General features: G+C 71.8%; 19 protein-coding genes. 9 read left to right on the forward strand and 10 right to left on the reverse strand.

Annotated features, from left to right (window positions below; all coding sequences use genetic code 11):
- Positions 1 to 16: 16 nt before the first annotated feature.
- Positions 17 to 1,546, reverse strand: coding sequence for a site-2 protease family protein (locus ABZ862_RS23555; RefSeq protein WP_360961105.1), 1,530 nt, complete (start codon positions 1,544 to 1,546; stop codon positions 17 to 19).
- Positions 1,547 to 1,720: 174 nt separating this feature from the next.
- On the opposite strand from ABZ862_RS23555, the gene ABZ862_RS23560 reads away from it, so the two are divergent.
- Both ABZ862_RS23560 and ABZ862_RS23565 read left to right on the forward strand, forming a co-directional pair.
- Positions 1,721 to 2,656: a RecB family exonuclease gene (locus ABZ862_RS23560; protein WP_360961108.1), complete on the forward strand. Its 936-nt coding sequence runs from the start codon at positions 1,721 to 1,723 to the stop codon at positions 2,654 to 2,656.
- Between the two features lie 14 nt (positions 2,657 to 2,670).
- Positions 2,671 to 3,342: a response regulator transcription factor gene (locus tag ABZ862_RS23565; protein WP_360961111.1), complete on the forward strand. Its 672-nt coding sequence runs from the start codon at positions 2,671 to 2,673 to the stop codon at positions 3,340 to 3,342.
- 183 nt (positions 3,343 to 3,525) lie between these two features.
- Here ABZ862_RS23565 and ABZ862_RS23570 read toward each other — a convergent pair whose 3' ends face one another.
- From ABZ862_RS23570 to metH, 3 genes are all read right to left on the reverse strand, one after another.
- Positions 3,526 to 5,130: an ABC transporter substrate-binding protein gene (locus ABZ862_RS23570; RefSeq protein WP_360961114.1), complete on the reverse strand. Its 1,605-nt coding sequence runs from the start codon at positions 5,128 to 5,130 to the stop codon at positions 3,526 to 3,528.
- A gap of 550 nt (positions 5,131 to 5,680) precedes the next feature.
- Positions 5,681 to 6,457: an HAD family phosphatase gene (locus ABZ862_RS23575; RefSeq protein WP_360961117.1), complete on the reverse strand. Its 777-nt coding sequence runs from the start codon at positions 6,455 to 6,457 to the stop codon at positions 5,681 to 5,683.
- Between the two features lie 269 nt (positions 6,458 to 6,726).
- Positions 6,727 to 10,242, reverse strand: a complete 3,516-nt coding sequence (metH, locus tag ABZ862_RS23580; protein ID WP_360961120.1) for a methionine synthase — start codon at positions 10,240 to 10,242, stop codon at positions 6,727 to 6,729.
- Positions 10,243 to 10,578: 336 nt separating this feature from the next.
- Here metH and ABZ862_RS23585 point away from each other — a divergent pair, with 336 nt between their 5' ends.
- From ABZ862_RS23585 to ABZ862_RS23610, 6 genes are all read left to right on the forward strand, one after another.
- Positions 10,579 to 11,343: an IclR family transcriptional regulator gene (locus tag ABZ862_RS23585; protein WP_360961123.1), complete on the forward strand. Its 765-nt coding sequence runs from the start codon at positions 10,579 to 10,581 to the stop codon at positions 11,341 to 11,343.
- A gap of 802 nt (positions 11,344 to 12,145) precedes the next feature.
- Complete coding sequence (locus tag ABZ862_RS23590; protein ID WP_360961126.1) at positions 12,146 to 12,940, forward strand: MIP/aquaporin family protein; 795 nt, start codon at positions 12,146 to 12,148, stop codon at positions 12,938 to 12,940.
- Positions 12,941 to 13,029: 89 nt separating this feature from the next.
- Positions 13,030 to 14,589 (forward strand): glycerol kinase GlpK, encoded by a 1,560-nt coding sequence (glpK, locus tag ABZ862_RS23595; protein ID WP_360961128.1) that lies wholly within the window; start codon positions 13,030 to 13,032, stop codon positions 14,587 to 14,589.
- Between the two features lie 9 nt (positions 14,590 to 14,598).
- Complete coding sequence (locus ABZ862_RS23600; protein ID WP_360961131.1) at positions 14,599 to 16,215, forward strand: glycerol-3-phosphate dehydrogenase/oxidase; 1,617 nt, start codon at positions 14,599 to 14,601, stop codon at positions 16,213 to 16,215.
- A gap of 269 nt (positions 16,216 to 16,484) precedes the next feature.
- Positions 16,485 to 17,156, forward strand: a complete 672-nt coding sequence (locus ABZ862_RS23605) for a FadR/GntR family transcriptional regulator (protein WP_360961134.1) — start codon at positions 16,485 to 16,487, stop codon at positions 17,154 to 17,156.
- A 175-nt stretch (positions 17,157 to 17,331) separates the two neighbouring features.
- On the forward strand, positions 17,332 to 18,321 hold the full coding sequence (locus tag ABZ862_RS23610) for a PAC2 family protein (RefSeq protein WP_360961137.1): 990 nt from the start codon (positions 17,332 to 17,334) through the stop codon (positions 18,319 to 18,321).
- 126 nt (positions 18,322 to 18,447) lie between these two features.
- On the opposite strand, the gene mshC is transcribed toward ABZ862_RS23610, so the two are convergent.
- The 4 genes from mshC to ABZ862_RS23630 form a co-directional block, all read right to left on the reverse strand.
- Positions 18,448 to 19,677 carry a cysteine--1-D-myo-inosityl 2-amino-2-deoxy-alpha-D-glucopyranoside ligase gene (mshC, locus tag ABZ862_RS23615; protein WP_360961140.1) on the reverse strand — a complete coding sequence of 410 codons (1,230 nt, stop codon included), beginning with the start codon at positions 19,675 to 19,677 and terminating at the stop codon, positions 18,448 to 18,450.
- Between the two features lie 151 nt (positions 19,678 to 19,828).
- Positions 19,829 to 20,599: an SCO1664 family protein gene (locus ABZ862_RS23620; protein ID WP_360961200.1), complete on the reverse strand. Its 771-nt coding sequence runs from the start codon at positions 20,597 to 20,599 to the stop codon at positions 19,829 to 19,831.
- Between the two features lie 116 nt (positions 20,600 to 20,715).
- Positions 20,716 to 21,306, reverse strand: coding sequence for a DUF3090 domain-containing protein (locus tag ABZ862_RS23625; protein ID WP_360961143.1), 591 nt, complete (start codon positions 21,304 to 21,306; stop codon positions 20,716 to 20,718).
- A 90-nt stretch (positions 21,307 to 21,396) separates the two neighbouring features.
- A complete protein-coding gene (locus ABZ862_RS23630) occupies positions 21,397 to 22,083 on the reverse strand; it encodes a histidine phosphatase family protein (RefSeq protein ID WP_360961145.1) in 687 nt (228 codons plus the stop codon).
- Between the two features lie 89 nt (positions 22,084 to 22,172).
- Here ABZ862_RS23630 and corA point away from each other — a divergent pair, with 89 nt between their 5' ends.
- Entirely contained in the window at positions 22,173 to 23,168 is a 996-nt protein-coding gene (gene corA / locus ABZ862_RS23635) for a magnesium/cobalt transporter CorA (protein WP_360961203.1), read from the forward strand.
- Positions 23,169 to 23,188: 20 nt separating this feature from the next.
- On the opposite strand, the gene ABZ862_RS23640 is transcribed toward corA, so the two are convergent.
- Together ABZ862_RS23640 and ABZ862_RS23645 are read right to left on the reverse strand one after the other, a co-directional pair.
- A complete protein-coding gene (locus ABZ862_RS23640) occupies positions 23,189 to 23,977 on the reverse strand; it encodes a ferritin-like domain-containing protein (RefSeq protein ID WP_360961148.1) in 789 nt (262 codons plus the stop codon).
- 378 nt (positions 23,978 to 24,355) lie between these two features.
- Positions 24,356 to 25,411, reverse strand: a complete 1,056-nt coding sequence (locus ABZ862_RS23645; RefSeq protein WP_360961151.1) for an LLM class F420-dependent oxidoreductase — start codon at positions 25,409 to 25,411, stop codon at positions 24,356 to 24,358.
- Positions 25,412 to 25,511 lie beyond the last annotated feature (100 nt).

Consider the following 25,511-nt stretch of genomic DNA (forward strand, 5'->3'; position numbering starts at 1 on the left):
GGGGTGGGGGTGGGGGTCAGCTGGGGCGGGCCATGGCTTTGACGAAGGCGCGTTCGACGTCGGCGGCGGAGAGGACGCCGTAGATCTCGCCGGTCTCCTCGAGGACGAGGTATTCGGTGGCGGGGTGGGCGCGGAGGGCTTCGAGGAGGTCTTCCCCGGCGAGTTCGGCGGAGACGCGCATGCCGTCGGTGAGGTCCTGGGCGAGGCTGCCTGCGTCGACCCAGGGGCGGCGGTGCTGGGGTACGCCGACGATGGCTGCTTCGCGGACGAGGGCGAGGGGGTTGCCGTCGGTGTCGACGACGACGAGGGCGCGGGCGCCTGCGGCGTTGGCGCGGCGGAGGGCTTCGGAGAGGGGGGTGTCGGTCTGGACGGGGACGGCGCGCCGGGTGAGGGTGCGGGCGCGGAGTTCGGGGAGGTGTTCGCGCAGGCGGGCGACGCGGAGGCTGTTTCCGGCGCCGGTCCAGATGATGGCGGCGAGGATGGCGGCGAGGAGTGCGTCGGTGACGGTGTCCATGCCGACGTTGTCCTCGGCGGTGGGGCCGAGGGTGCCGGACTGGGTGAGGAGGGGGAGGCCGATGAGGACGGTGACGGCGAGGGCGCGGCCGACCCAGGCGGCGGCGACGGTGCCGGTCATGGGGCGGCCGGTGATCTTCCAGACGACGGCGCGGAGCATGCGGCCGCCGTCGAGGGGGAGGCCGGGGAGGAGGTTGAAGACGGCGACGATGAGGTTGGAGATCATGAGTCCGGCGAGGAGGACGCCGGGGACGGTGCCGGGTTCGACGGTTCTGAGGGCGAGGTAGAAGATGCCGGCGAGGACGAGGGAGAGGAGGGGGCCGACGAAGGCGAGGACGAATTCGCGGCCGGGGGTCTCGGCTTCTTTCTCGATCTCGGAGACGCCGCCGAAGAACTGGAGCTGGATGCGGCGGACGGGGAGTTTGTAGCGGAGGGCGGCGACGGTGTGGGCGAGTTCGTGGATGAGGACGGAGGCGTAGAAGGCGATGGCGAAGAAGAGGGAGACGAGGTAGCGGGCGGCGCCGAGCTGGGGCAGGACGCGGTCGAGCTGGCCGCCGAAGACCCAGGTGATGAGGGCGGCGACGAGGAACCAGCTGGGGGCGACGTAGACGGGGACGCCGAAGGGGCGGCCCATGAGGATGCCGCCGCCGGGTTCTTTGGGGCGGGGTGGGGGGGTGCTTCTGGCGAGGCCGGGGCCGGTGGGGGTGTGGGCGTAGGGGCGGTCGGTGTGGGGGTCGGTGCGGGGTGGTGTGCCGGGGGGTTGTTCGGCCGGGGGGTGTCCGCCGGGGGTGTCCTGGCCGGTGGGGGCAGGGGTGTCGCCGTCCTCGGGTGCGGTGTGGTGGGGGTGGTCGCCGGCGGGTTGGGGGGTGGCCGGGGTGTCGGTCTCCGGGTCCGGGTGGGTGTCCGCCGGTGGCCGGGTGCGGGCGTCCCCGGCCGCCGGTGCCGCACCGGTGCCGGGCCGTTCCCCGTCGTTGCCGGGTCGTTCCCCGTCGTTGCCGGGGCGCGGCTGCCCGCTCCCGCCGCTCACGTCCACGGTGTCCCCTCGATCGAAGCGTCTCCCGTGCCTGCCGGCCGGGAGGGTCTGTGGTCGATGGTATGCGGCCGTCGGGGTGTGTTCCGCCCCGGCACCCCTGGTGTTCTCCGTCCTGTCGCGGGGGCGCGGCGGTGGCTGGGTGGCTGTCGGTGGTGGGCCTTAGGGTCTGGGGTCATGGAGACGAGTGCCGAGGGTGTGGAAGAGGCGGGCGCCGGTGGTGGCGCGGTGGGTGGCCCGGGGGTGGGCGGGGCGCGGCCGGCGGTGGCTCCGGCGTCGTTGTCGCCCTCGCGGGCCGGTGACTTCATGCAGTGTCCGCTGCTGTACCGGTTCCGGGTGATCGACCGGTTGCCGGAGCGGCCGAGTGAGGCGGCGACGCGGGGGACGCTGGTGCACGCGGTGCTGGAGCGGCTGTTCGACGCGCCGGCGGTGGAGCGTACGGCGCCGCGGGCGAGATCGCTGGTGCCGGGGCAGTGGGAGCGGCTGTGTGCGGCGCGGCCGGAGCTGGTGGAGCTGTTCGCGGACGATCCGGGCGGTGAGCGGCTGGCGGGCTGGCTCGCGGAGGCGGAGCGGCTGGTGGAGCGGTGGTTCACGCTGGAGGATCCGACGCGTCTGGAGCCCGCGGAGCGGGAGCTGTTCGTGGAGGCGGAGCTGGAGTCGGGGCTGCGGCTGCGCGGGATCATCGACCGGGTGGACGTGGCGTCGTCGGGTGAGGTGCGGATCGTCGACTACAAGACGGGCAGGGCGCCGCGGCCGGAGTACGCGGAGAGCGCGTTGTTCCAGATGAAGTTCTACGCGCTGGTGGTGTGGCGGCTGAAGCGGGTGGTGCCGCGGCGGCTGCAGCTGGTGTATCTGGGCAGCGGTGACGTGCTGACGTACGACCCGGTGCCGGCGGATCTGGAGCGGGTGGAGCGGAAGCTGCTGGCGTTGTGGGAGGCGATCCGGGTCGCCACGGACTCGGGTGAGTGGCGGCCGCGGCCCACGAAGCTGTGCGGCTGGTGTGATCATCAGGCGCACTGCCCGGAGTTCGGGGGGACTCCTCCGCCGTATCCGCTGCCGGTGCGTTCGGGCGCGTCGGGGGGTGTCCGGCAGGGCAGAATGGGGCCGGACTAACGAAGGAGACTTACGTGGCCATCCGCGTGCTGCTGGTGGACGACCAGCCGCTGCTGCGCACCGGGTTCCGGATGATTCTGGAGGCGGAGCAGGAGATCGCGGTCGTCGGTGAGGCCGGTGACGGTCTGCAGGCTCTCGATCAGGTGCGGGCGTTGCAGCCCGATGTGGTGCTGATGGACATCCGTATGCCGCGGATGGACGGGGTGGAGGCGACGCGGCAGATCACCGGGCCGGGCCGGGACGGTCCGGCGAAGGTGCTGGTGCTGACGACGTTCGACCTGGACGAGTACGTGGTGGAGGCGCTGCGGGCGGGGGCGAGCGGTTTTCTGCTGAAGGACGCTCCGGCGAACGAGCTGGTGCAGGCGATCCGGGTGGTGGCGGGGGGTGAGGCGATGCTGGCGCCGAGTGTCACGAGGCGGTTGCTGGACAAGTACGCGACGCATCTGCCGTCGGGTGAGGAGCCGGTGCCGGACACGCTGCACACGTTGACGGAGCGTGAGGTGGAGGTGCTGAAGCTGGTGGCGCGGGGGTTGTCGAACGCGGAGATCGCGGCGGATCTGTTCGTGAGTGAGACGACGGTGAAGACGCATGTGGGGCATGTGCTGACGAAGCTGGGTCTGCGGGACCGGGTGCAGGCGGCGGTGTACGCGTACGAGAGCGGTCTGGTGCGTCCGGGGGCGCAGTAGCAGGGCTCCGTCCGCTGGTCTCTGTGCGTGGACGTGTGCGGACGGGCGGCGCGGGTGGGGGCCGGCACATGTACGGGGTACCGCCGCCGGTACCGGCGTGAGCGGCGGACATGGCGAAGGGCGTTCCCGCCTCCTGGGAGGTGGGAACGCCCTTCGTCTGTCGTGTGTGCCGGGGCGGTCGGGTCAGCTGCCGGAGCCGCGGCCGAGCTCCCACAGCTGGAGCGTGGAGGAGGAGTTGAGCGCGTAGGCGGTGCCGGTGATGTCGTTGCGGGCGGCGATGTACTGCTTGCCCTGCCACAGCGGCAGCACGGGGACGTCGTTGGCGACGATGTCCTGGATGGAGGTGATGCTCTTGGAGGCGCTCAGCCGGTCGGCCTCGCGGCGGGACTCCGGGATGAGGGTGTTGCGGATCTCGGTGTTCGCGTAGGGCGAGCCGAGGAAGTTGTCCTTGTCGAGGAAGGGCGCGATGTAGTTGTCGGCGTCGGGGAAGTCGGGGAACCAGCCCATGCCGTAGACGTCGTAGGTGCCCTTCTGCTCCGCGGGCCGGAACTCGGCCCAGGGAGTGCCCTGGATGCTGACGTCGAAGAGGCCGCTGTCGTTGAGCTGCTTCTGCAGGACCTCGAACTCCTGCTTGGTGGCGGAGCCGTAGTGGTCCGTCGTGTAGTGCAGGGTGAGCTTGACCGGGGTGCTGATGCCGGCTGCCTGCATCATGGCCTTGGCCTTGGAGACGCTGGGGTCGCCGTACTTGTTGAAGAACGAGTTCGAGTGGCCGGTGATGGTGGCCGGGACGAGCGAGTACAGCGGCTGGGCCTGGGAGCCGTAGACCTTGGAGATGAGTTCGCCGCGGTCGATGAGCTGGGCCATGGCCTCGCGTACGGCCTTGGTCTTGACCGTGCCGGCGTCGGTGTTGAACGCGAGGTAGCGGATCTCGAGGCCGGGCATGTCGACGAGGTCGACGCTGCCGCCGGTCTGGCCGTCGAGCTTGTTGATCTGGGCGGGCGACATGGTGCGGGTCATCACGTCGATGTCGCCCTTGTCGATCGCGGTGCCCATGGCGTCGGCGTCGGCGAAGGTGCGCAGTTCGACCTTGTCGTTGTTGACCTTCAGCGTGCCCTTGTAGTTGGGGTTCTTGGTGAAGGTGGCGCTGACGAGGTCGCCGTCCTTGATGCTGGGCGTCATGGTGTAGGGGCCGGAGCCGTCCACGTCGAAGCCGTCGCGGAGCTTGCCCTTGTCGTAGTCGCTGGGGTTGAGGATGCCGGCGACCGGGGTGGACAGCTTGTACGGGAACGTGGCGTCGGCGGTCTTGAGGTGGAAGATCACCTCGCGGTCGCCCTGGGTCTCCACGGTGTCGACGGTGGAGAGCAGGGCGAAGACGCCGCTGTCCGCCTTGATGCTCATGGCACGGTCGATGGAGAACTTGACGTCGGCCGCGGTGATGGCGTCGCCGTTGGCGAACTTGAGGCCGTCGCGGAGCTTGCACGCGTAGCGCTCGTTGCCGCTGTCGGTGAAGCTGCAGCTCTGGGCCGCCTCCGGGACCGGGTCGCCGTCGCCCTTGGGCTGGGTCATCAGGGTCTGCACGGTCTGCCGCAGGATGTTCCACGAGCCGACGTCGTAGGCGTAGGCGGGGTCGAGCGGCGCGGGTGCGTCCTTGGTGGCCGTGAACCGGTCCGTGGTGCCGACGACGATGGGGTCGCCGCTATTGCTCCCGCTGCTGGATCCGCCGCACGCGGCGAGAACCGGAGCGAGGAGCCCGGCGACGGCCGGCAGCACCAAAGTCTTGCGGTTCATGCTCGAGTTTCTCCAGGACTGTACGGATCCGTGTAACCCGGCATGCAGGGGTGTCGCGGCGGATTCACGGGGGTAAGGGGCGATGTTCTCGCGATGAGATTAGTCGGCGTCCGGCAGCCGTCACGCAGGGTCCGGAAACGGGTGCCCCTCACGCTGTGGAGCGGGCCGGGAACGCATCGAGAGGGGGGCGCGGGAAGGATTGGTGCATGCTTCCACCAATCGGGACACAAGGGCCCTGCCGCACCTCCCGTGCCGGGGTGTGCGGCACATCGCCCGGCACCCTGTCGACCCCCGGGAAAGTGAGGAACATCACATCGAGGGGAGGCCGTGCAGGCACCGGAATCCGGCCATCCGCTGTCACTCCCCCGGTGGCTCGCGGGCGCCGCGTGCCGGCCGGCCCGGATGTCGGTCTACCCAGGCCGCGGACCGGACGAACATCCGGGCCGGGCCCGGCCGGTCCGGCGGCCCGCTGTCCGGGCCGGTTCCCGGGTCGGGTCCTGGCGGGGTGCCCCGGGGCCGGGCTCCGGCCGGGGTGCCCCGGGCCGGTGCCTCAGGGCTGGTGCGGGCCGGTGCCCGGGGCCGGGGGCCGGACCGTGCCCGGCATGAGGCCGCGCAGGAAGGCCAGATCGACGTGTTCCAGGGAGGGCACGACGGTGCGTCCGGCGGCCGGGGCGATGGGCGCCACGGACGGTACGGCGACGACCTGGCAGCCCGCCGCCTCGGCTGCCGCCACGCCGGTGGCGGTGTCCTCCACGACGGCGCATCTGGCCGGATCCGCTCCCAGTCCGGCCGCGGCGGCCAGGTAGGGGTCGGGGTGCGGCTTGGTGCGGGCCACCTCGTCGCCCGCGATGGTGAGCGCGAAGTGGTGGGCGCCGAGGGAGTCCAGGACACGGTCGATGACCCGCCGGTGCGAGGCGGAGACCAGGGCCGTGGGGATGTCCTGCGCGACGAGTTCGGCCAGCAGTCGGGCGGCGCCCGGCATCAGGGGCACTCCGCGGGCGATGCGCTCCTCGAACCCCTCGTTGAGCAGCAGGGTGAGCTCGGGGATGCCGATGTCGGCGCCGGTGGCCTCGATCAGGAACCCCGCGCTGCGGTCCATGGGGCCGCCGACGACGACCTCGCGCCAGGACAGGTCGAGGGCGTGGCCGAGACCGGCGAACACCTCGGTCTCGACCTCCCACCAGAAACCCTCGCTGTCGACCAGGGTGCCGTCCATGTCGAGGAGCACGGCCTGCAGGGCCGCCGCCGGGATCTGCGGGGTCTTCGTGGCCCGGGGGGTGCCGGGGGTCTGGGCAAGGGTCTTGAGCGCGGGGACCGTGCTGGTCATCCGTGCGCACCTCCTTGAGGGACGCGCAGGCCGGTCCCCGAGCGGGGAACCGGCCTGCTGTGGACCGACCAGCATACGTCGGGCACGGTCGGGATGCCGGGTGAGGCGCCCGGGACCGTACCGGCCCACGGCACCGGGGGCCGCACGGGCGACCGGGCCGGGACCGGGCCCCGGGCGGGAGCCCGCACGGGGGGGGGCCGGGCGCGGCGGCCCCGCGCACCGCGTCCCGCGAGCCGTGGGCCGCGGCTCGCGGTGCGCGGAGGGCGTGCTCAGCGGGCGTTGAAGTACTTCGCCTCGGGGTGGTGCAGGACGATGGCGTCGGTGGACTGTTCGGGGTGCAGCTGGAACTCCTCGGACAGATGGACGCCGATGCGTTCCGGCTGGAGCAGGTCGGCGATCTTGGCGCGGTCCTCGAGGTCGGGGCAGGCTCCGTAGCCGAGGGAGAAGCGGGCGCCGCGGTACTTCAGGGCGAACATGTCCTCCATGGCGCCGGGGTCCTCGCCGGCGAAGCCGAGTTCCGAGCGGACCCGGGCGTGCCAGTACTCGGCGAGGGCCTCGGCCAGCTGCACGGACAGGCCGTGCAGTTCCAGGTAGTCGCGGTAGGCGTTGGTCTCGAAGAGCCGGGCGGTCTCGGCGCCGATGCGGGAGCCGACGGTGACGACCTGGAAGCCGACCACGTCGATCTCGCCGGACTCCTCGGGACGGAAGAAGTCGGCGAGGCACAGCCGGCGGCCGCGGCGCTGGCGCGGGAAGGTGAAACGGGTGCGTTCGTTGCCCGCCTCGTCGAGGACGATGAGGTCGTCGTCCTTGGACACGCAGGGGAAGTAGCCGTACACGACGGCGGCTTCGAGGAGGTTGTCGGTCTGGAGGCGGTCGAGCAGGCCGCGCAGCCGGGGGCGGCCCTCGTCCTCGACGAGCTGCTCGTAGGTCGGTCCCTCGCCGGTGCGGGCCTGCTTGAGGCCCCACTGGCCCTTGAAGAGGGCGCCCTCGTCGAGCCAGCCGGCGTACTCCTTGAGCGGGATGCCCTTGACGATGCGGGTGCCCCGGAACGGCGGCGCGGGCACCGGGTTGTCGGTGGCGACGTCGGAGCGGACGCTCCCCTCCTCGGGACGTTCCGTGACCTCCGCGGGGGCGGAGGCGCGGACGCGGCGCGGCCGGAGTTCGGGCAGCTCGGCGCCGGGCACGCCGCGTTTGACGCCGATGAGGGCGTCCATGAGGCGCAGGCCCTCGAACGCGTCGCGGGCGTAGCGCACTTCGCCCTCGTACAGCTCGTGGAGGTCCTGTTCGACGTAGGCGCGGGTGAGGGCGGCGCCGCCGAGGATGACCGGGTAGTCGGCGGCGAGGCCGCGCTGGTTGAGCTCCTGCAGGTTCTCCTTCATGATCACCGTGGATTTGACGAGGAGTCCGGACATGCCGATGACGTCGGCCCGGTGCTCGTCGGCGGCCTCGAGGATCGCGGAGACGGGCTGTTTGATGCCGAGGTTGACGACGTTGTAGCCGTTGTTGGACAGGATGATGTCGACGAGGTTCTTGCCGATGTCGTGGACGTCGCCGCGGACGGTGGCCAGCACGATGGTGCCCTTGCCCTCGGCCCCGGACTTCTCCATGTGGGGTTCGAGGTGGGCGACGGCGGACTTCATGACCTCGGCGGACTGGAGGACGAACGGCAGCTGCATCTGGCCGGAGCCGAACAGCTCGCCGACGGTCTTCATGCCGTCCAGGAGGGTGTCGTTGACGATGTCGAGGGCCGGGCGTTCGGTCAGGGCCTCGTCCAGGTCGGCCTCCAGACCGCCTCGCTCACCGTCGATGATGCGGCGCTTGAGGCGTTCCTCCAGCGGGAGGGCGGCGAGTTCCTCGGCCTTGCCGGCCTTGAGGGACTTGGCGGTGGCGCCCTCGAAGAGCTGCATGAGTTTCTGGAGGGGGTCGTAGCCCTCGCGGCGGCGGTCGTGGATCAGGTCGAGGGCGGTGGTGACCTGCTCGTCGTCGAAGCGGGCGATGGGCAGGATCTTCGAGGCGTGGACGATCGCGGAGTCCAGGCCCGCCTTGACGCATTCGTCGAGGAAGACGGAGTTGAGCAGGATGCGGGCGGCCGGGTTGAGGCCGAAGGAGATGTTCGACAGGCCGAGGGTGGTCTGGACGTCGGGGTGGCGGCGCTTGAGTTCGCGGATGGCCTCGATGGTGGCGACGCCGTCGCGCCGGGACTCCTCCTGACCGGTACAGATGGTGAAGGTCAGGCAGTCGACGAGGATGTCCTCCTCGCGGATGCCCCAGTTGCCGGTGAGGTCGGCGATGAGCCGTTCGGCGATCTCGACCTTCTTCTCCGGGGTGCGGGCCTGGCCCTCCTCGTCGATGGTGAGGGCGATCAGCGCGGCGCCGTGTTCCCTGGCGAGGCGGGTGACCTTGGCGAAGCGGGAGTCGGGTCCGTCGCCGTCCTCGTAGTTGACGGAGTTGATGACGGCGCGGCCGCCGAGTTTCTCGAGGCCCGCCTCGATGACGTCGACCTCGGTGGAGTCGAGGACGATGGGGAGGGTGGAGGCGGTGGCGAAGCGGCCGGCGAGTTCCCGCATGTCGGCGACGCCGTCGCGGCCGACGTAGTCGACGCACAGGTCGAGCATGTGCGCGCCCTCGCGGATCTGCTCGCGGACCAGTTCCACGCAGTCGTCCCAGCGGGCGTCCAGCATGGCGTCGCGGAACTTCTTGGAACCGTTGGCGTTGGTGCGCTCGCCGATCGCCAGGAAGGAGGTGTCCTGGCGGAAGGGGACGGTCTGGTAGAGGGACGCGGCGCCGGGTTCGGGGCGCGGGTCGCGCTCGGTGGGGGTGAGGCCGCGGACGCGTTCGACGACCTGGCGCAGGTGCTCGGGCGTGGTGCCGCAGCAGCCGCCGACGAGGGAGAGGCCGTACTCGTGGACGAAGGTCTCGTGGGCGTCGGCGAGCTCGGGCGCGCCGAGCGGGTACCGGGCGCCGTCCCTGCCGAGGACGGGCAGGCCCGCGTTGGGCATGCAGGCGAGCGGGATGCGGGCGGTGCGGGCGAGGTAGCGCAGGTGCTCGCTCATCTCGGCCGGGCCGGTGGCGCAGTTCAGGCCGATCATGTCGATGCCGAGGGGTTCCAGCGCGGTGAGCGCCGCGCCGATCTCGGAGCCGAGGAGCATGGTGCCGGTGGTCTCGACGGTGACCGACACGATCAGCGGCAGGTCGAGGCCGAGGGCGTCCAGGGCGCGGCGGGAGCCGAGGACGGCGGCCTTGGTCTGGAGGAGGTCCTGGGTGGTCTCGACGAGCAGCGCGTCGGCGCCGCCGGTGACCAGTCCCTCGGCGTTGCGCTGGTAGGCGTCGCGCAGGGTGGTGTAGGGGGCGTGGCCGAGGGTGGGGAGTTTGGTGCCGGGGCCCATGGAGCCGAGGACCCAGCGCTGCCGGCCGTCCCGGGCGGTGTGGTCGTCGGCCGCCTCGCGGGCGATGCGGGCGCCGGCCTCGGACAGTTCCTGCACGCGCCCGGCGATGTCGTACTCGGCCAGGGCGGCGTGGTTGGCGCCGAAGGTGTTGGTCTCGACGCAGTCGACTCCCACGGCGAAGTACGCGTCGTGGACGGAGCGGACGATGTCGGGGCGGGTGACGTTGAGGATCTCGTTGCAGCCCTCGAGCTGCTGGAAGTCGTCGAGGGTGGGCTCCTGGGCCTGGAGCATGGTGCCCATCGCTCCGTCGGCCACCACCACCCGGGCGGCGAGGGCGTCTCGGAGCGCGGACGCACGGGTCCGGCTGTCGGCGGCGGGGGTCGGCGGCACTGAGGCCATGAAGGGGCTCCCTCGGGTGCGACGGCTGTCGGCTTTGCGTCGCCGCGGGAGGATGCCTGTCGGGTTCTTCGCGTCCTTCCCGTGGACGGCGCACGTCGCCAGCGTAGCCGGGACCGGGGCGGGGCGGGCAGGGAGTCCACGGGCCGGACGGGTGACCTAGGGGAACTCCTAGGAGGATGACCGGTGGGCCCCCCGTGGGCGACCTGTCCGTGACGGATGACATAACAGGTAGGGGCCGACCGTTGGCGGGAGGTCGGCACGGACCGGTAGTGTTCGGCATTGCCGAACGACGGTAGCGCGCACGTCGGTCACCGACCGGGACGGAGGCAGCACGGCATGGCACGGAACATCCAGTCGCTCGAACGGGCGGCCGCGATGCTGCGGCTGCTCGCAGGCGGCGAGCGCCGGCTCGGCCTGTCGGACATCGCCTCCTCGCTGGGCCTGGCCAAGGGCACGGCCCACGGCATCCTGCGCACCCTCCAGCTGGAGGGGTTCGTCGAGCAGGACGAGTCGGGGCGGTATCAGCTGGGCGCGGAGCTGCTGCGCCTGGGCACCACCTATCTCGATGTGCACGAGCTGCGGGCGCGGGCCCTGGTGTGGACGGACGATCTGGCCCGTTCCAGCGGGGAGAGCGTGTATCTGGGGGTGCTGCACCAGCACGGGGTGCTGATCGTCCATCACGTGTTCCGCCCCGACGACAGCCGTCAGGTGCTGGAGATCGGGGCGATGCAGCCGCTGCACTCCACGGCTCTGGGGAAGGTTCTCGCGGCGTACGACCCGGTGGCGCACAGTGAGGCGCTGGAGGCCGACCGCAAGGCGTTCACGGACCGTACGGTGTGCGATCCGGAGGGGTTCGAGCACACCCTCGACGTCACCCGCGCGCGGGGCTGGGCGGCCGACGTGGAGGAGACCTGGGAGGGCGTGGCGTCGATCGCGGCGCCGGTCCACGACCGCCGGCGCATGCCGGTGGGGGCGGTGGCCATCACGGGCGCGGTGGAGCGGGTACGGCGGGACGACGGCGAGCTGCGGCCCGACCTGATCGCGGCGGTGCGGGACTGCGCCCGTTCCGTGTCCCGGGACCTGGGCGCCGGACGCTTCTGAGCCGTCCGGGCCCGGCCCCGGACGTTCCCGGGACGCCCGCGGACACGGTCCGGACGTTCCCGGACCCTGCGGATCCAGTGCCTGCGGATCCGGTCCGGAGCGATCACGGCCGGCCGCCGATCCGACCCGGGGCGTCCCGGAAGCCTGCGACCCGGACCCGGACGGCGCCCGGGTGCCCACGGATCCGGACATTCCCCGTACCCGCGGATTCCGTGCCGGGCGGCTCGCGGGCGGCTGCCGGAACCCCTCGCCCCGTGGTCCGAGGGATGGTGCCGGGCGCGCCGACAGCCGTGCCGGGCCCCGTGCTCCCGGGCGGCTCGTGGCCGGTTCCGGGCGGCCCGGAGAGGGGTCCGGACAGCGGGCGGAGGGGCCCGGACGGCGCGCGGCCGGAGACAGGGACCTTCGGGCACGATTCGAACGCAACCTGAGCGGAAAGGGTCAGGCCGGGACGCCGGGCGGCGTTCCGGCCCGCGCCGTACCCTGACATAACGGTCGTACCACCCGGTCGCAGCGCGTGCCGTCCGGGCCCTTGCGATCCACCTCTGACCAGCAAGATCAACCGGTCACAGGCGGGTCACGGGAACGGGTAACGATCGGATTTTCGACAACAGAACTCTTGACGTGCGTGTGACGCCGGGACAAGACTCCCGTCCATCGGTCGACATTGTCGAACACCTACCGGCAATACGCGCTAGTGTGTGACAACGTCAAGGGCCGGATTTCGCTCTCACCCCCGAGGGCGCACGACCCCCGGAGGGACCCGGGGTTCGGCTTTCCTGGACGAAGGACAAAGGAGTCGCGGGTGTCCAGCTCCGACATCTTCCTCGGCGAGACCATCGGTACCGCCATACTCATCCTGCTCGGCGGCGGTGTCTGCGCCGCGGTCACACTGAAGGCCTCCAAGGCACGGAACTCCGGCTGGCTCGCCATCACCTTCGGGTGGGGTTTCGCGGTCCTCACGGCGGTCTATGTGTCGGCCCCCCTGTCCGGTGCCCATCTGAACCCGGCCGTGACGCTCGGCATCGCACTCAAGGACAACGACTGGAGCAACGTCCTCACCTACTGGAGCGGACAGCTGCTGGGCGCCATGATCGGCGCGGCACTCGTCTGGGTCGCCTACTACGGCCAGTTCCAGGCGCACCTCACCGACCGGGAGATCGTCGGCGGTCCGGGGGCGCAGGCCACGTCGGCCAAGGCCGTCGAGGCACAGGAGAAGGGCGCGGGCCCGGTCCTGGGCGTCTTCTCCACCGGCCCGGAGATCCGCAACGTGGTGCAGAACATGGCCACGGAGATCATCGGCACCTTCGTGCTGGTGATCGCGGTCCTCACCCAGGGCCTCAACGACTCCGGCAAGGGCCTGGGCACCCTGGGCGCCCTGATCACCGCCCTCGTCGTGGTCTCCATCGGCCTGTCGCTCGGCGGTCCGACGGGGTACGCGATCAACCCGGCCCGTGACCTCGGTCCGCGCATCGTGCACGCCCTGCTGCCGCTCCCCAACAAGGGCGGCTCCGACTGGAGCTACGCCTGGATCCCGGTGGTCGGTCCGCTGATCGGCGGCGCCCTCGCCGCCGGCCTCTACAACGTCGCATTCGTCTAGCGGCAAAGAGCGCCGGAATCCGGCTCCACACGCCTCGCAGCACGCGCCGTACCGACCGTCCACTCCCACGGAATCCCCAGGAGCACACCATGACCGACGCCCACACCGCCGGCATCGCCTCCCACGGCCATGGGCCGTTCATCGCCGCCATCGACCAGGGCACCACGTCCTCGCGCTGCATCGTCTTCGACCGCGACGGCCGCATCGTCGCGGTCGACCAGAAGGAGCACGAGCAGATCTTCCCCAAGCCCGGCTGGGTCGAGCACAACGCCACCGAGATCTGGACCAACGTCCAGGACGTGGTGGCCGGTGCCATCGAGAAGGCCGGCATCACCCGCGACGACATCAAGGCCATCGGCATCACCAACCAGCGCGAGACCACCGTGCTGTGGGACAGGAACACCGGTGAGCCCGTCCACAACGCCATCGTCTGGCAGGACACCCGCACCGACGCGCTGTGCCGGGAACTCGGCCGCAACGTCGGCCAGGACCGCTTCCGCCGCGAGACCGGCCTGCCGCTGGCCTCCTACTTCGCGGGCCCCAAGGCCCGCTGGCTGCTCGACAACGTCGAGGGCCTCCAGGAGCGTGCCGAGGCGGGCGACATCCTCTTCGGCACGATGGACAGCTGGGTCATCTGGAACCTGACCGGCGGCGTCGACGGCGGCCACCACGTCACGGACGTCACCAACGCCTCCCGCACCATGCTCATGAACCTCCACACCATGGCGTGGGACCCGAAGATCTGCGAGTCCATCGGCGTCCCGCAGCAGATCCTCCCCGAGATCCGCTCCTCCGCCGAGGTGTACGGCGAGGTCAAGGGCGGCAAGCTGGGCGACCTGCTCGGCGGCATCCCGGTCGCCTCCGCGCTCGGCGACCAGCAGGCGGCCCTGTTCGGCCAGACCTGCTTCTCCGAGGGCGAGACCAAGTCCACGTACGGCACCGGCACCTTCATGGTGATGAACACCGGCGAGAAGATCATCAACTCGTACGCGGGCCTGCTGACCACCGTCGGCTACAAGATCGGTGACCAGAACACGGTGTACGCCCTGGAGGGCTCCATCGCCGTCACCGGCTCCCTGGTGCAGTGGATGCGCGACCAGATGGGGCTCATCTCCACCGCCGCGGAGATCGAGACGCTCGCACTGTCCGTCGAGGACAACGGCGGCGCCTACTTCGTACCGGCCTTCTCCGGTCTGTTCGCCCCGCACTGGCGCGACGACGCCCGCGGCGTGATCGCCGGTCTGACGCGGTACGTCACCAAGGCACACCTGGCGCGTGCCGTGCTGGAGGCCACCGCCTGGCAGACGCGGGAGATCGCCGACGCCATGACCAAGGACTCCGGCGTCGAGCTCACCACGCTCAAGGTCGACGGCGGCATGACCTCCAACAACCTGCTGATGCAGACCCTCGCCGACTTCCTGGACGCGCCGGTGGTGCGCCCGATGGTCGCCGAGACCACCTGCCTGGGCGCCGCCTACGCCGCCGGTCTCGCCGTCGGCTTCTGGGACAACACCGAGGACCTGCGCGCCAACTGGCGCAGGGCCGCCGAGTGGACCCCCCGCATGGACGCGGACCTCCGCGAACGTGAGTACAAGCTCTGGCTCAAGGCCGTCGAACGGACCATGGGCTGGCTCGAGGACGAGGAGTAAGAACCCCACATGACCAGTCAGTCCACCCTGAAGTCCGTACCTGCCCTCGGAACGCACCCGGCCTCGGGCCCGAACCCGAGCCGGGCCGAGACCCGGGAGCAGCTCTCCAAGGCGACGTACGACCTCCTCGTGATCGGCGGCGGGATCCTGGGCATATCGACGGCCTGGCATGCCGCGCAGTCCGGCCTCAGGGTGGCACTGGTCGATGCCGGCGACTTCGCCGGCGCCACCTCCTCCGCCTCGTCCAAGCTGCTGCACGGCGGTCTGCGCTATCTGCAGACCGGTGCGGTGAAGCTGGTGGCGGAGAACCACTTCGAGCGCCGTGCGGTCTCCCGCCAGGTGGCCCCGCACCTGGCGAACCCGCTCACGTTCTACCTCCCCGTGTACAAGGGCGGGCCGCACGGCGCGGCGAAGCTCGGAGCGGGTGTGTTCGCCTACTCCGCGCTGTCCGCGTTCGGTGACGGCGTCGGCCATCTGCTCAGCCCCTCGAAGGCCGCGCAGGACGTGCCGGAGCTGCGCACCGAGAACCTGAAGGCCGTGGCCGTGTACGGCGACGACCAGATGAACGACTCGCGCATGGCGCTGATGACGGTCCGCGCGGCCGTCGAGGCGGGCGCGGTCGTCCTCAACCACGCCGAGGTCACCGGCCTGCGCTTCACCCGGGGCCGGGTGACCGGCGCGGACCTCAGGGACCGGCTGTCGGGCGACGAGTTCGGCGTCGCCGCCCGGCTGGTGCTCAACGCCACCGGCCCGTGGGTCGACCATCTGCGCCGGATGGAGGACCCGCAGGCGGCGCCGTCGATCCGGCTGTCGAAGGGCGCGCACCTGGTCCTCCGGCGCACCTCCCCGTGGCGGGCGGCGCTCGCCACGCCGATCGACAAGTACCGCATCACGTTCGCCCTGCCGTGGGAGGACATGCTGCTGCTGGGCACCACCGACGAGCAGTACGAGGGCGACCCGGCGGACGTCGGGGTCGACGAGAAGGACATCGCCCAGATCCTCGACGAGGCCGCGTTCTCGATCCGCGACCAGCAGCTCGACCGCAGTCTGATGACGTACGCGTTCGCGGGCCTGAGGGTGCTGCCGGGCGGGCCCGGCGACACGGCGAAGGCCAAGCGCGAGACGGTGGTGACCGAGGGCAGGGGCGGGATGCTCTCGGTCGCGGGCGGCAAGTGGACCACCTTCCGGCACATCGGCCGCACGGTGATGAAGAAGCTGGAGGCGCTGCCGGGCCGTCCGCTGGGCGAGGATTTCGAGCCGGTCTCCGCACTGCCGAAGAAGCTGCCGCTGCCGGGTGTCGCCAACCCGCGCGCGGTCGCGCACCGGCTGCTGTCGGACGGCCCGGCGCCGGGCCCGCGGATGGCCGCGGACACGGCGAGGCACCTGGCCACCCACTACGGTTCGCTGGCGTTCGACATCGCGCGGCTGGCCAACGAGCGGCCCGAGCTGGGCCTGCGGGTGCACCCGGACGCCCCGGAGATCTGGGCGCAGGTCGTGTGGGCGCGGGACAACGAGTGGGCCCAGACGGCGGACGACGTGCTGCGCCGCCGTACGACGCTCACGATCCGCGGTCTGGACACGGACGAGGTGCGGGGCCGGGTCCAGGAGGTGCTCGACGGGAAGTGACCCGTCGTGCGGTGCAGAGGGCGGGGGCGGCCCGGCCGGTGACCCGGCGGGACCGCCCCCGTCCCCTGCCGCTCCCCGGTCGCGCGCGGGCCGTCCGGCTGTCCGCCCGTCCGGGTGCTGTCCGGGTGTCCCGCGGGGGACGTGGGAGGGACGGCCGGTGTCGTCCGGGCCGTCCTGGCCGCATAATGACCCCAGAGACATCCGATGTATTCGCGACGCGCACGCAGCACACACCGCATGCGGCACTCGCAGCACCTGGGGAGGCCCGCATGGCAGTCACCGACGAGGCGATCGAGAAGATCAAGGGGATGATCGTCAGCGGCGCGCTGCGCCCCGGGGACCGGCTGCCCAAGGAGAGCGAGCTGGCCGCCGAGCTCGGCCTGTCGCGCAACTCCCTGCGGGAGGCGGTGCGGGCGCTGTCGCTGATCAGGATCCTGGACGTGCGGCAGGGCGACGGCACCTACGTCACGAGCCTGGACCCGCAGCTGCTGCTGGAGGCGCTGAGTTTCGTCGTGGACTTCCACCGCGACGACACGGTCCTGGAGTTCCTGGCCGTGCGGCGCATCCTGGAGCCGGCCGCGACGGCGATGGCGGCGGCCCGGATCAGCGAGCAGCAGCTGGACGTGCTGAGCGGGCAGCTGGACGCGCTGGGCCCTGCGCCGTCGGTGGAGGAACTGGTCGCGGGAGACCTGGAGTTCCACCGGGGCATCGTGCAGAGCTCGGGCAACTCGGTGCTGTGCTCGCTGCTGGACGGGCTGTCCGGGCCGACCACCCGGGCGCGGATCTGGCGCGGTCTGACGCAGGAGGACGCGGTCACGGGGACGCTGCGTGAGCACCGGGCGATCCTGGCCGCGCTGCGGGAACGGGACGCGGAGGCGGCGCGGTCGTGGGCGACGGTGCACATCGCGAGTGTGGAGCACTGGCTGCGCAGCACCCTGTGAGAGCACTGTGCGCCGCCGGTGGTCCGGCCGGGACGACTCGGACGACCTGCGGGGTGTCCGGGAACCGTTGACGGGGCAGTGATCCGTTCACTCCCTCGTGCGAGGGCTGCGAGCGCTCTTGCCGGACGCCGTAAGGTTGGGGCGTACGTGAGGGAACGTCGGAAGGAGGCGCTGGGTGATCGAGCTCGAGGGGGTTCCCGAGCTGATCGACCCGGTCATGGTGGCCGCGTTCGAGGGCTGGAACGATGCCGGCGACGCCGCCTCCACCGCGGTCGCGCATCTGGAGAACGAGTGGAAGGGCGAGGTGTTCGCGGCGCTGGACGCCGAGGACTACTACGACTTCCAGGTGAACCGGCCCACGGTGTGGATGGACGGCGGCGTCCGCAAGATCACGTGGCCGACGACCCGGCTCTCGGTGGTGCGGGTCGGCGGCGACAGACCGCGGGACCTGGTGCTGGTGCGGGGCATCGAGCCGTCGATGCGCTGGCGCTCGTTCTGCAACGAGCTGCTCGGTTTCGCGCACGAACTCGGTGTGGAGCTGGTGGTGATCCTGGGCGCGCTGCTCGGTGACACCCCGCACACCCGTCCGGTCCCGATCAGCGGGACCACGTCGGACGCGGATCTGGCCCGCCGGATGGACCTGGAGGAGACCAAGTACGAGGGCCCGACGGGCATCGTGGGTGTCCTGCAGGAGGCGTGCACGCACGCCGGGGTGCCGGCGGTGTCGCTGTGGGCGGCCGTGCCGCACTACGTGTCGCAGCCGCCCAACCCGAAGGCCACGCTGGCCCTGCTCAATCGTCTGGAGGACCTGCTCGACCTGCGGATCCCGCTGGGCGAGCTGGCGGAGGACGCGCGGGCCTGGCAGGTCGGGGTGGACCAGCTGGCGGCCGAGGACAGCGAGGTCGCCGAGTACGTGCAGACGCTGGAGGAGGCCCGGGACACGGCGGAGCTCCCGGAGGCGTCCGGCGAGGCGATCGCGCGCGAGTTCGAACGCTACCTGCGGCGCCGGGATGTCACCCCGCCGGGGCACACCGCTCCGGACGGCGGTGAGGGCCCGTCCCCGTCGTCGTACCTGCGGGACAACCCGGGCGGCAGGACGCGCCCGCCGAAACCGCCGAAGCCGGGCGGCGCGGGTCCGGACGACGAGGAGTCGTCGGAGGACTGAGCACGCGGAGGGCGGTACCCGGGCCACGCCCGTGTACCGCCCTCCGCCCTGTGTCCCGGGCATCGCCGCACCTCTCGGCCGGGCCCCGTGCCGCAGGGCCGCAGGGCCGCAGGGCCGCCGCAGGGCTTACAGGGCGACGCCCAGCAGGGCGTCCACCGCGCGGGAGACCAGGCCGGGGGCTCCGGTGCCGGTGCCGCCCCCCTGCTCCTGGAGCGCGGCCCAGCGGTCGACCGCGGCGAGCGCGGCCGGGGTGTCCAGGTCGTCGGCGAGTGCCTCGCGCAGCTCCTCCACGAGGGCGTCCGCCGGGGGCCCGTCGGGGCGGGAGACGGCGGCACGCCAGCGGCCGAGCCGGGCGACGGCCTCCTGGAGGACCTGGTCGGTCCACTCCCAGTCGGAACGGTAGTGGTGGGCCAGCAGGGTGAGCCGGATCGCCGCCGGGTCGACGCCGTCCTGGCGCAGCCGGGACACGAACACCAGATTGCCCTTGGACTTCGACATCTTCTCGCCGTGCAGCGCGACCATGCCGGCGTGGACGTACGCCTTGGCCATGGGGAACTCGCCGGTGAGGACCTGGGCGTGCGAGGCGCCCATCTCGTGGTGCGGGAAGGCGAGGTCGGAGCCGCCGCCCTGCACGTCGAAGGTCATGCCGAGGTGGTCCAGGGCGATGGCGACGCACTCGATGTGCCAGCCGGGCCGGCCGCGGCCGAGCGAGCCGCCGTCCCAGCTGGGCTCGCCCTCGCGGGCGGCCATCCACAGCATCGGGTCGACGGGGTTCTTCTTGCCGGGGCGGTCGGGGTCGCCGCCTCGTTCGGCGGACAGCAGCCGCATGGCGGCGGCGTCGAGACCGGAGACCTGGCCGAAGCGGGGGTCGGACTCGACGGAGAAGTAGATGTCGCCGTCGAGCTCGTAGGCGGCGCCCAGGTCCCTCAGCCGTTCGACGAGGGGCACGATGCCGGGTATCGCCTCGACGGCGCCGATGTAGTGGCGGGGCGGCAGCATCCGCAGGGCGGTCATGTCCTCGCGGAAGAGGGCGGTCTCCTGCTCGGCGAGGGCCGTCCAGTCGAGGTTGTCGCGCTGGGCGCGCTCCAGGAGGGGGTCGTCGACGTCGGTGACGTTCTGGACGTAGTGGACCTGCCGCTTGGTGTCGAGCCACACGCGCTGGACGAGGTCGAACGCGTTGTAGGTCGCCGCGTGACCCATGTGGGTCGCGTCGTACGGGGTGATGCCGCAGACGTAGATACGGGCGACGGGACCGGGGTGCAGGGTGACACGTCCGCCGGTCGCGGTGTCGTGGATCCTGAGGTCGCGGCCCTGACCGGGCAGGGCGGGGACCTCGGAAGCGGGCCAGGCATGCATGCCACGAGCGTAACCGGACGGAAGTTCCATATACGAACCGGACCGGGTCTTACGGCCGGAACGCCGCTCTTGCGCTCCCCGGCCGGATGTGCTGGTCACGGGCCGGGGGCCGCAGGTCGTACCGACGGGCCGGACCGGGGGGACCCGGGGGTCAGACGGGGGGCCAGGGAATGGCGGGCCATTCGCCGGAGGGTTCCGGGTGACGGCCGGAGGCCAGCAGGGCGGTGACGCGGGCGCGTGTGGCGTCGATCTCGGCCGGGGTGAGGTGGGGGGTCAGGCGGGCGGTCAGGGGGCCGGTCCCGGTGAGGGCACGGTCGAGGCCGGTGAGGACCTCGACCGCCTCGGGGAGCAGGGGTTCACCCGCCCAGCCCCACAGCAGGGTGCGGAGCTTGTTCTCGACGTTGAAGGTGACGCCGTGGTCGATGCCGTACAGGCGGCCGCCGTCGGCGGGCAGGAGGTGGCCGCCCTTGCGGTCGGCGTTGTTGATCACCGCGTCCAGTACGGCCATCCGGCGCAGCCGCTCGTCGTCGGCGTGCACCAGCAGGGCGGTCTCGCCCTCGCCCACCTCGGCGAACCCGATCGCCTTCCAGCCCGGCGCGGGTTCCTCGGTGTCGACCAGGGCGAGCAGCTCGCCGCCGGGCACGGTGTCGATCCACAGCTGGACCATGCCCTCGCCGTAGGGTCCGTCGCGCAGCACGGTGGGCGGGACGAGGTCCCAGCCGGTCGCGTGGGACACCTCGTAGGCGGCGGCCTCGCGGCCGGCGAGTGTGCCGTCGGGGAAGTCCCACAGCGGCCGCTCGCCGGCGACGGGCTTGTACACGCAGGCCGTTTCCCGGCCGTCGAGGGCGACCGTGCAGTACAGGGCCGCGTTGGAGGCGTCGCGGATACGGCCGCGCACGGTCAGTTCACCGCGGGCGAGCAGTTCGGCGGCGTCCCGCCGGTCGTCCGCAAAGCGGTCGGGCCCGGGGACGTTCTCCGCGGTGAGGCCGTGGACCGGGCGGTCGTGGGTCGGAAGGCCGTGGGCCGGGCGGTCGTCCGTCACGCTCCGCGGCGGTATCCGTTCTGGCGCGGGCATACGTGTCCTTCCGGGTCGAGCGGGAGGCTGCACAGCGGGCAGGGCGGGCGTCCGGCGTTGACGACGTCCAGGGCGCGTTTGGCGAAGGCTCTGGCCTGGGGTCCGGTGAGGCGGACGCGGAGCATCGGAGGACCGTTCTCCTCGTCCTGGAGCAGCCGCTCCTCGGCCTCGGCGAGGTCCTCCTCGGAGTCGGCGTCGAGCTCGACGAGGGCCTGCGCCTCGACGATCATGCGCTGCTCCTCGCCGTCCCAGGCGAGGGCCATGGTGCCGACGCGGAACTCCTCGTCGACGGGCGTGTCCAGCGGAGCGGTGTCGGTGACCTCCGTGGGGGCCACGGCGGGTACGGCGGTGTTTCCGCCGCTGCGGCGGACGACCTCGTCAAGCAGTTCGTCCATGCGTTCGGCGAGGGCCGCGACCTGTGTCTTCTCCAGGGCCACACTGGTGACCCGGCCGCCGGCGACGGCCTGCAGGAAGAACGTACGGCGTCCGGGCAGTCCGACCGTGCCGGCCACGAAGCGGTCCGGCGGGTCGTAGAGGAACACCTGACGGGACACGTTCTGTCTCCATGGGGTTCGGGTGCGTGGGCGTCCGTGCGCGGGCACGAGGTGACGGTGCGGACCGCTTCACCCTACTGCGAGCGACGATCACGGTGCGCCCGCGTCTCCTCCCACCGGTGCGTCCCCGCCGGGAGGTGTCTCGCGCGGGGCGAGGGAGGCGAGGTCCCCGGTGTCGCCGAGGCGTACGAGGAACGGGCGCAGACGGGTGTAACGGATCGCTGTGATGGAACACGGTTCCACGGAGATCCGCTGGAAGAGGTCGAGATGGAGGCCCAGTGCGTCCGCCACGAGGGATTTGATGATGTCGCCGTGCGAACAGACGACGTACACGGCGTCGGCGCCGTGATCGCGTTCCACGCGCGCGTTCCATTCCCGCACCGCTTCGGCGGCGCGGGTCTGCATGGCGCGCATGGACTCGCCGCCGGGGAACGCGGCGGCCGAGGGGTGCGCCTGGACGACCTCCATCAGCGGTTCGTCCTGGAGTTCGGCGAGTTTGCGCCCGGACCAGTCGCCGTAGTGGCACTCGCCGACGCGGTCGTCGGTGTGGGCGCGCAGCTCCGGACGGGCGTCGAGGAGGGGCCGTACGGTCTCCTGGCAGCGTTGCAGGGGGCTGGTGACGAGTTCGGCGATCGGGATCCCGGCGAGCCGTGCGGGCAGCGCGGCGGCCTGGGCGGCGCCGCGCTCGTCGAGGGCTACGCCGGGGGTCCAGCCGGCGAGCACTCCGTCGGTGTTGGCGGTGGAACGTCCGTGCCGGACGAGGATGAGCGTGGGCATGCCGCCCAGGGTAGGCGCATGGCGTGCGGTGGTTCCCGGGAGCGGGGGCCGCTGGGCGGTGGCGTGTGGAGGACGGGAGAATGCGCTCCGTGATCGTGGACTGCGGGATTTACCGGGACGGGCACCGCGCCGAGGGGCCGGAGGACTTCTCCGACGCCCTGGACGGGGCGCGGGCCGCGGGCGGGTTCGTGTGGATCGGCCTGTACGAGCCGTCGGCGGACGAGTTCGGTCTCGTCACGGAGGAGTTCGGGCTGCATCCGCTGGCCGTGGAGGACGCCCTGAAGGCGCACCAGCGGCCCAAGCTGGAGGTGTACGACGACTCGCTGTTCCTGGTGCTGAAGCCGGCGTCGTACGAGCCGGAGGGCGACACGGTGTCCACCGGCGAGGTGATGGTGTTCCTGGGCGACGGCTTCGTGGTGACGGTGCGGCACGGTGAGGGCTCGCCGCTGGGGGCCGTGCGGCGGCGTCTGGAGCAGGAGCCGGAGCTGCTGGCGAAGGGGCCGACGTCGGTGCTGTACGCGATAGCCGACGCCGCGGTGGACCACTACGTGGAGGTGGCCACGGAGCTGCAGACGGACCTGGAGGAGCTGGAGACGGACGTGTTCTCGCCGGAGGGCGGCGCGGCGCGGCACACGGCGGCGCGGATCTATGCGTTCAAGCGGCAGATCCTGGAGTTCCGGCGGGCGACGGGGCCTCTGACGATGCCGCTGTCGCGGCTGGCGGGCAGCCCGGTGTCGAGTACACCGGTGCCGTTCGTGCACGAGAAGTCGCGGCCGTTCTTCCGGGACGTGGCGGATCATCTCGCGCGGGTGAACGAGTCGGTCGAGGGGCTGGACCGGCTGGTGTCGGACATCCTGTCGGCGCACCTGGCCCAGATGAGCGTGCGGCAGAACGACGACATGCGGAAGATCTCGGCGTGGGCGGCGATGGCCGCGGTCCCCACGATGATCGCGGGGATCTACGGGATGAACTTCGACCACATGCCGGAGCTGCACTGGAGGGTGTCGTACCCGGCGGTGGTCCTGCTGATGGCCGTTCTGGAGGTCCTGCTGTACCGGTTGTTCAAGCGGCGCGGCTGGCTGTGACCGGGGCGGCGGCGGGCGGGTCAGGCGAACTCGGGGACCGGGGCGGCGGGGCCGCCGAGGGCGTCACGGCGTTCGGGCATGGTCAGGGACACCATGCGGTGCCAGCCGGCGAGGCGCTCCCAGGCGTACCCGGCGTGGATGCCGGCGGCGAGGAGCAGTGACCTGCCTCTGGACCAGCCGAGGATGCGGCCCATGCGGTCCATGACGGCGAGGCTGACGTCGCGGTGGACGCGGATCTCGGCGAGGGCGCACTCGCGCAGGGCGCGCTGGATGGCACGGCCGTGCCCGGCGCGGGCGAGGCGCAGCAGCTCCTCGTGGCAGTAGGCGAGGTGGTTGTCCTCGTCGTGGGAGATCATCCTGACGGCGCGGCCGATGCCGGGGTGGTCGGCGAAGTGCCTGCCCAGCAGGCGCATCTGCTCGGAGGCGCGCTGTTCGGTGACGCGGCTGTGGGCGAGGTAGACGACGATGTCGTGGGTGGTGAGCTGCTTTCCGGACGTGAGTCTTTCGTGGGCGAGGCCGATGCCGCGGCGTTCCAGGAGCATCGTGTAGTCGGTGTCGGGCGGGACGGGTACGGGTTCCAGGCCGCGATTGCGCATCAGGGCGTTGAAGATGCGGCCGTGTTTGTCCTCGTCGGCGCCGTGCCGGGTGATCCTGGGGGCCAGGGCGCGTTCCGTCTCGGGGACGAGGGCGGCGATCCGGGCGTTCTCCCAGCCGCCCTGGGCCTCGCCGCCGGCGGCGATGGAGCAGAACAGCCGGAAGGACTCGTCGTGGTCGACGATCTCCTGGAACAGGCTTCTGGCCGAAAGCATGGGGGCACCCCTCTCGCGCGGGTTCCGCGGGACTCCGCAGAGAAGGAGTCAAATGCGGACGAAGGGGTGCCGCAACAGGTGCGCCCGGCGATTGGGCCGAAAGACGTACGGCGGCGGGCCGGACGGGGCCGTAACCGGGCGGGCCCGGGCGCGTTGTTCCCCGTGACGGCCGTGGCGGGGTGGACCCCGAGCCCCCACCACGGCCTGGAAGACCTTGCGGCGGTTCCGGAGCCCTCCGGAGTCCGGTGCCGCGCCCGGACAGGTACGCCGGACAGCTCGCGGCCTCCGGTGCCGGGACCCTTCCCGCGCGAGCGACGCCGAGCGCGGTACGGCCGTGCCAGGCCGGGGCGGGGCGAGCCGGTCGGCCTTTCCGGTTCCCTAGGCGAGGCCGGCGCGTTCCAGGGCCTCGGTGCCGGCGCGCAGGGCGGCGATCCGCTCGTCGCGGGTGAAGCCGGCCGGGGCGAGGGTGAGGGTGGTGACGCCCGCGGCCGCGTAGGCCGTCATGCGGTCGGCGATGCGGTCGACGGAGCCGAGCAGGGTGGTCTGGTCGATGAGCTGCTGCGGTACGGCGGCCGCGGCGGCGTCCTTGTCGCCGGAGAGGTACTTGTCCTGGATGTCGGCGGCCTCCTTCTCGTAGCCCATGCGGCAGGCGAGCCGGTTGTAGAAGTTCTGCTCGCGGCTGCCCATGCCGCCGACGTAGAGGGCGGTGTAGGGGCGGAAGATGTCGGCGAGGGCGGCGAGGTCCTTGTCGTCGCCGAGGGCGAGCGGCACGGTGGGGCAGACGTCGAAGCCGTCGAAGCCGAGGCCGGCCTTCGCGCGTCCGGCGCGCAGGTGGGTGATCGCGGTGTCCTCGAGGTGCTCGGCGGACGGGAAGATCAGCAGGGCGCCGTCGGCGATCTCGCCGGTCTGTTCCAGGTTCCTGGGGCCGATGGCGGCGATGTAGAGCGGGATGTGCTCGCGCCGGGGGTGCACGGTCAGCTTGATGGGCTTGCCCGGGCCGCCGGGCAGGGGCAGCGTCCAGTGCGTGCCGTCGTAGGTGAGCCGCTCGCGGGTCATCGCCCGGCGCACGATCTCGACGTACTCACGGGTGCGGGCGAGCGGTTTGTCGAACCTGACGCCGTACCAGCCCTCGGAGACCTGCGGTCCGGAGACGCCGAGGCCGAGGCGGAACCGGCCGTCGGAGAGCGAGTCGAGGGTGGCGGCGGTCATCGCCGTCATCGTGGGCTGGCGGGCCGGGATCTGCATGATGGCGGAACCGACGTCGATGCGGCTGGTGCGCGCGGCGACGAACGACAGCACCGTGGGCGCGTCGGAGCCGTAGGCCTCCGCGACCCAGCAGACGGCGTATCCGAGGCGGTCCGCCTCCTCGGCCACGGCGAGGTTGTCCTCGTCCATCCCGGCGCCCCAGTAGCCGAGGTTGATCCCGAGCTGCATGACCGATCCCCTTACTCGTCAGTAATGTGCCTGTGCGGCAGACCCTAGCGCGGGGGCGGGGAAGTGCGCAGGGCGTGCCGTTCCGGCCACGCCGTGTCAT

The organism is Streptomyces sp. NPDC047000 (genome assembly GCF_040644295.1).
Classification (GTDB): Bacteria; Actinomycetota; Actinomycetes; order Streptomycetales; family Streptomycetaceae; genus Streptomyces.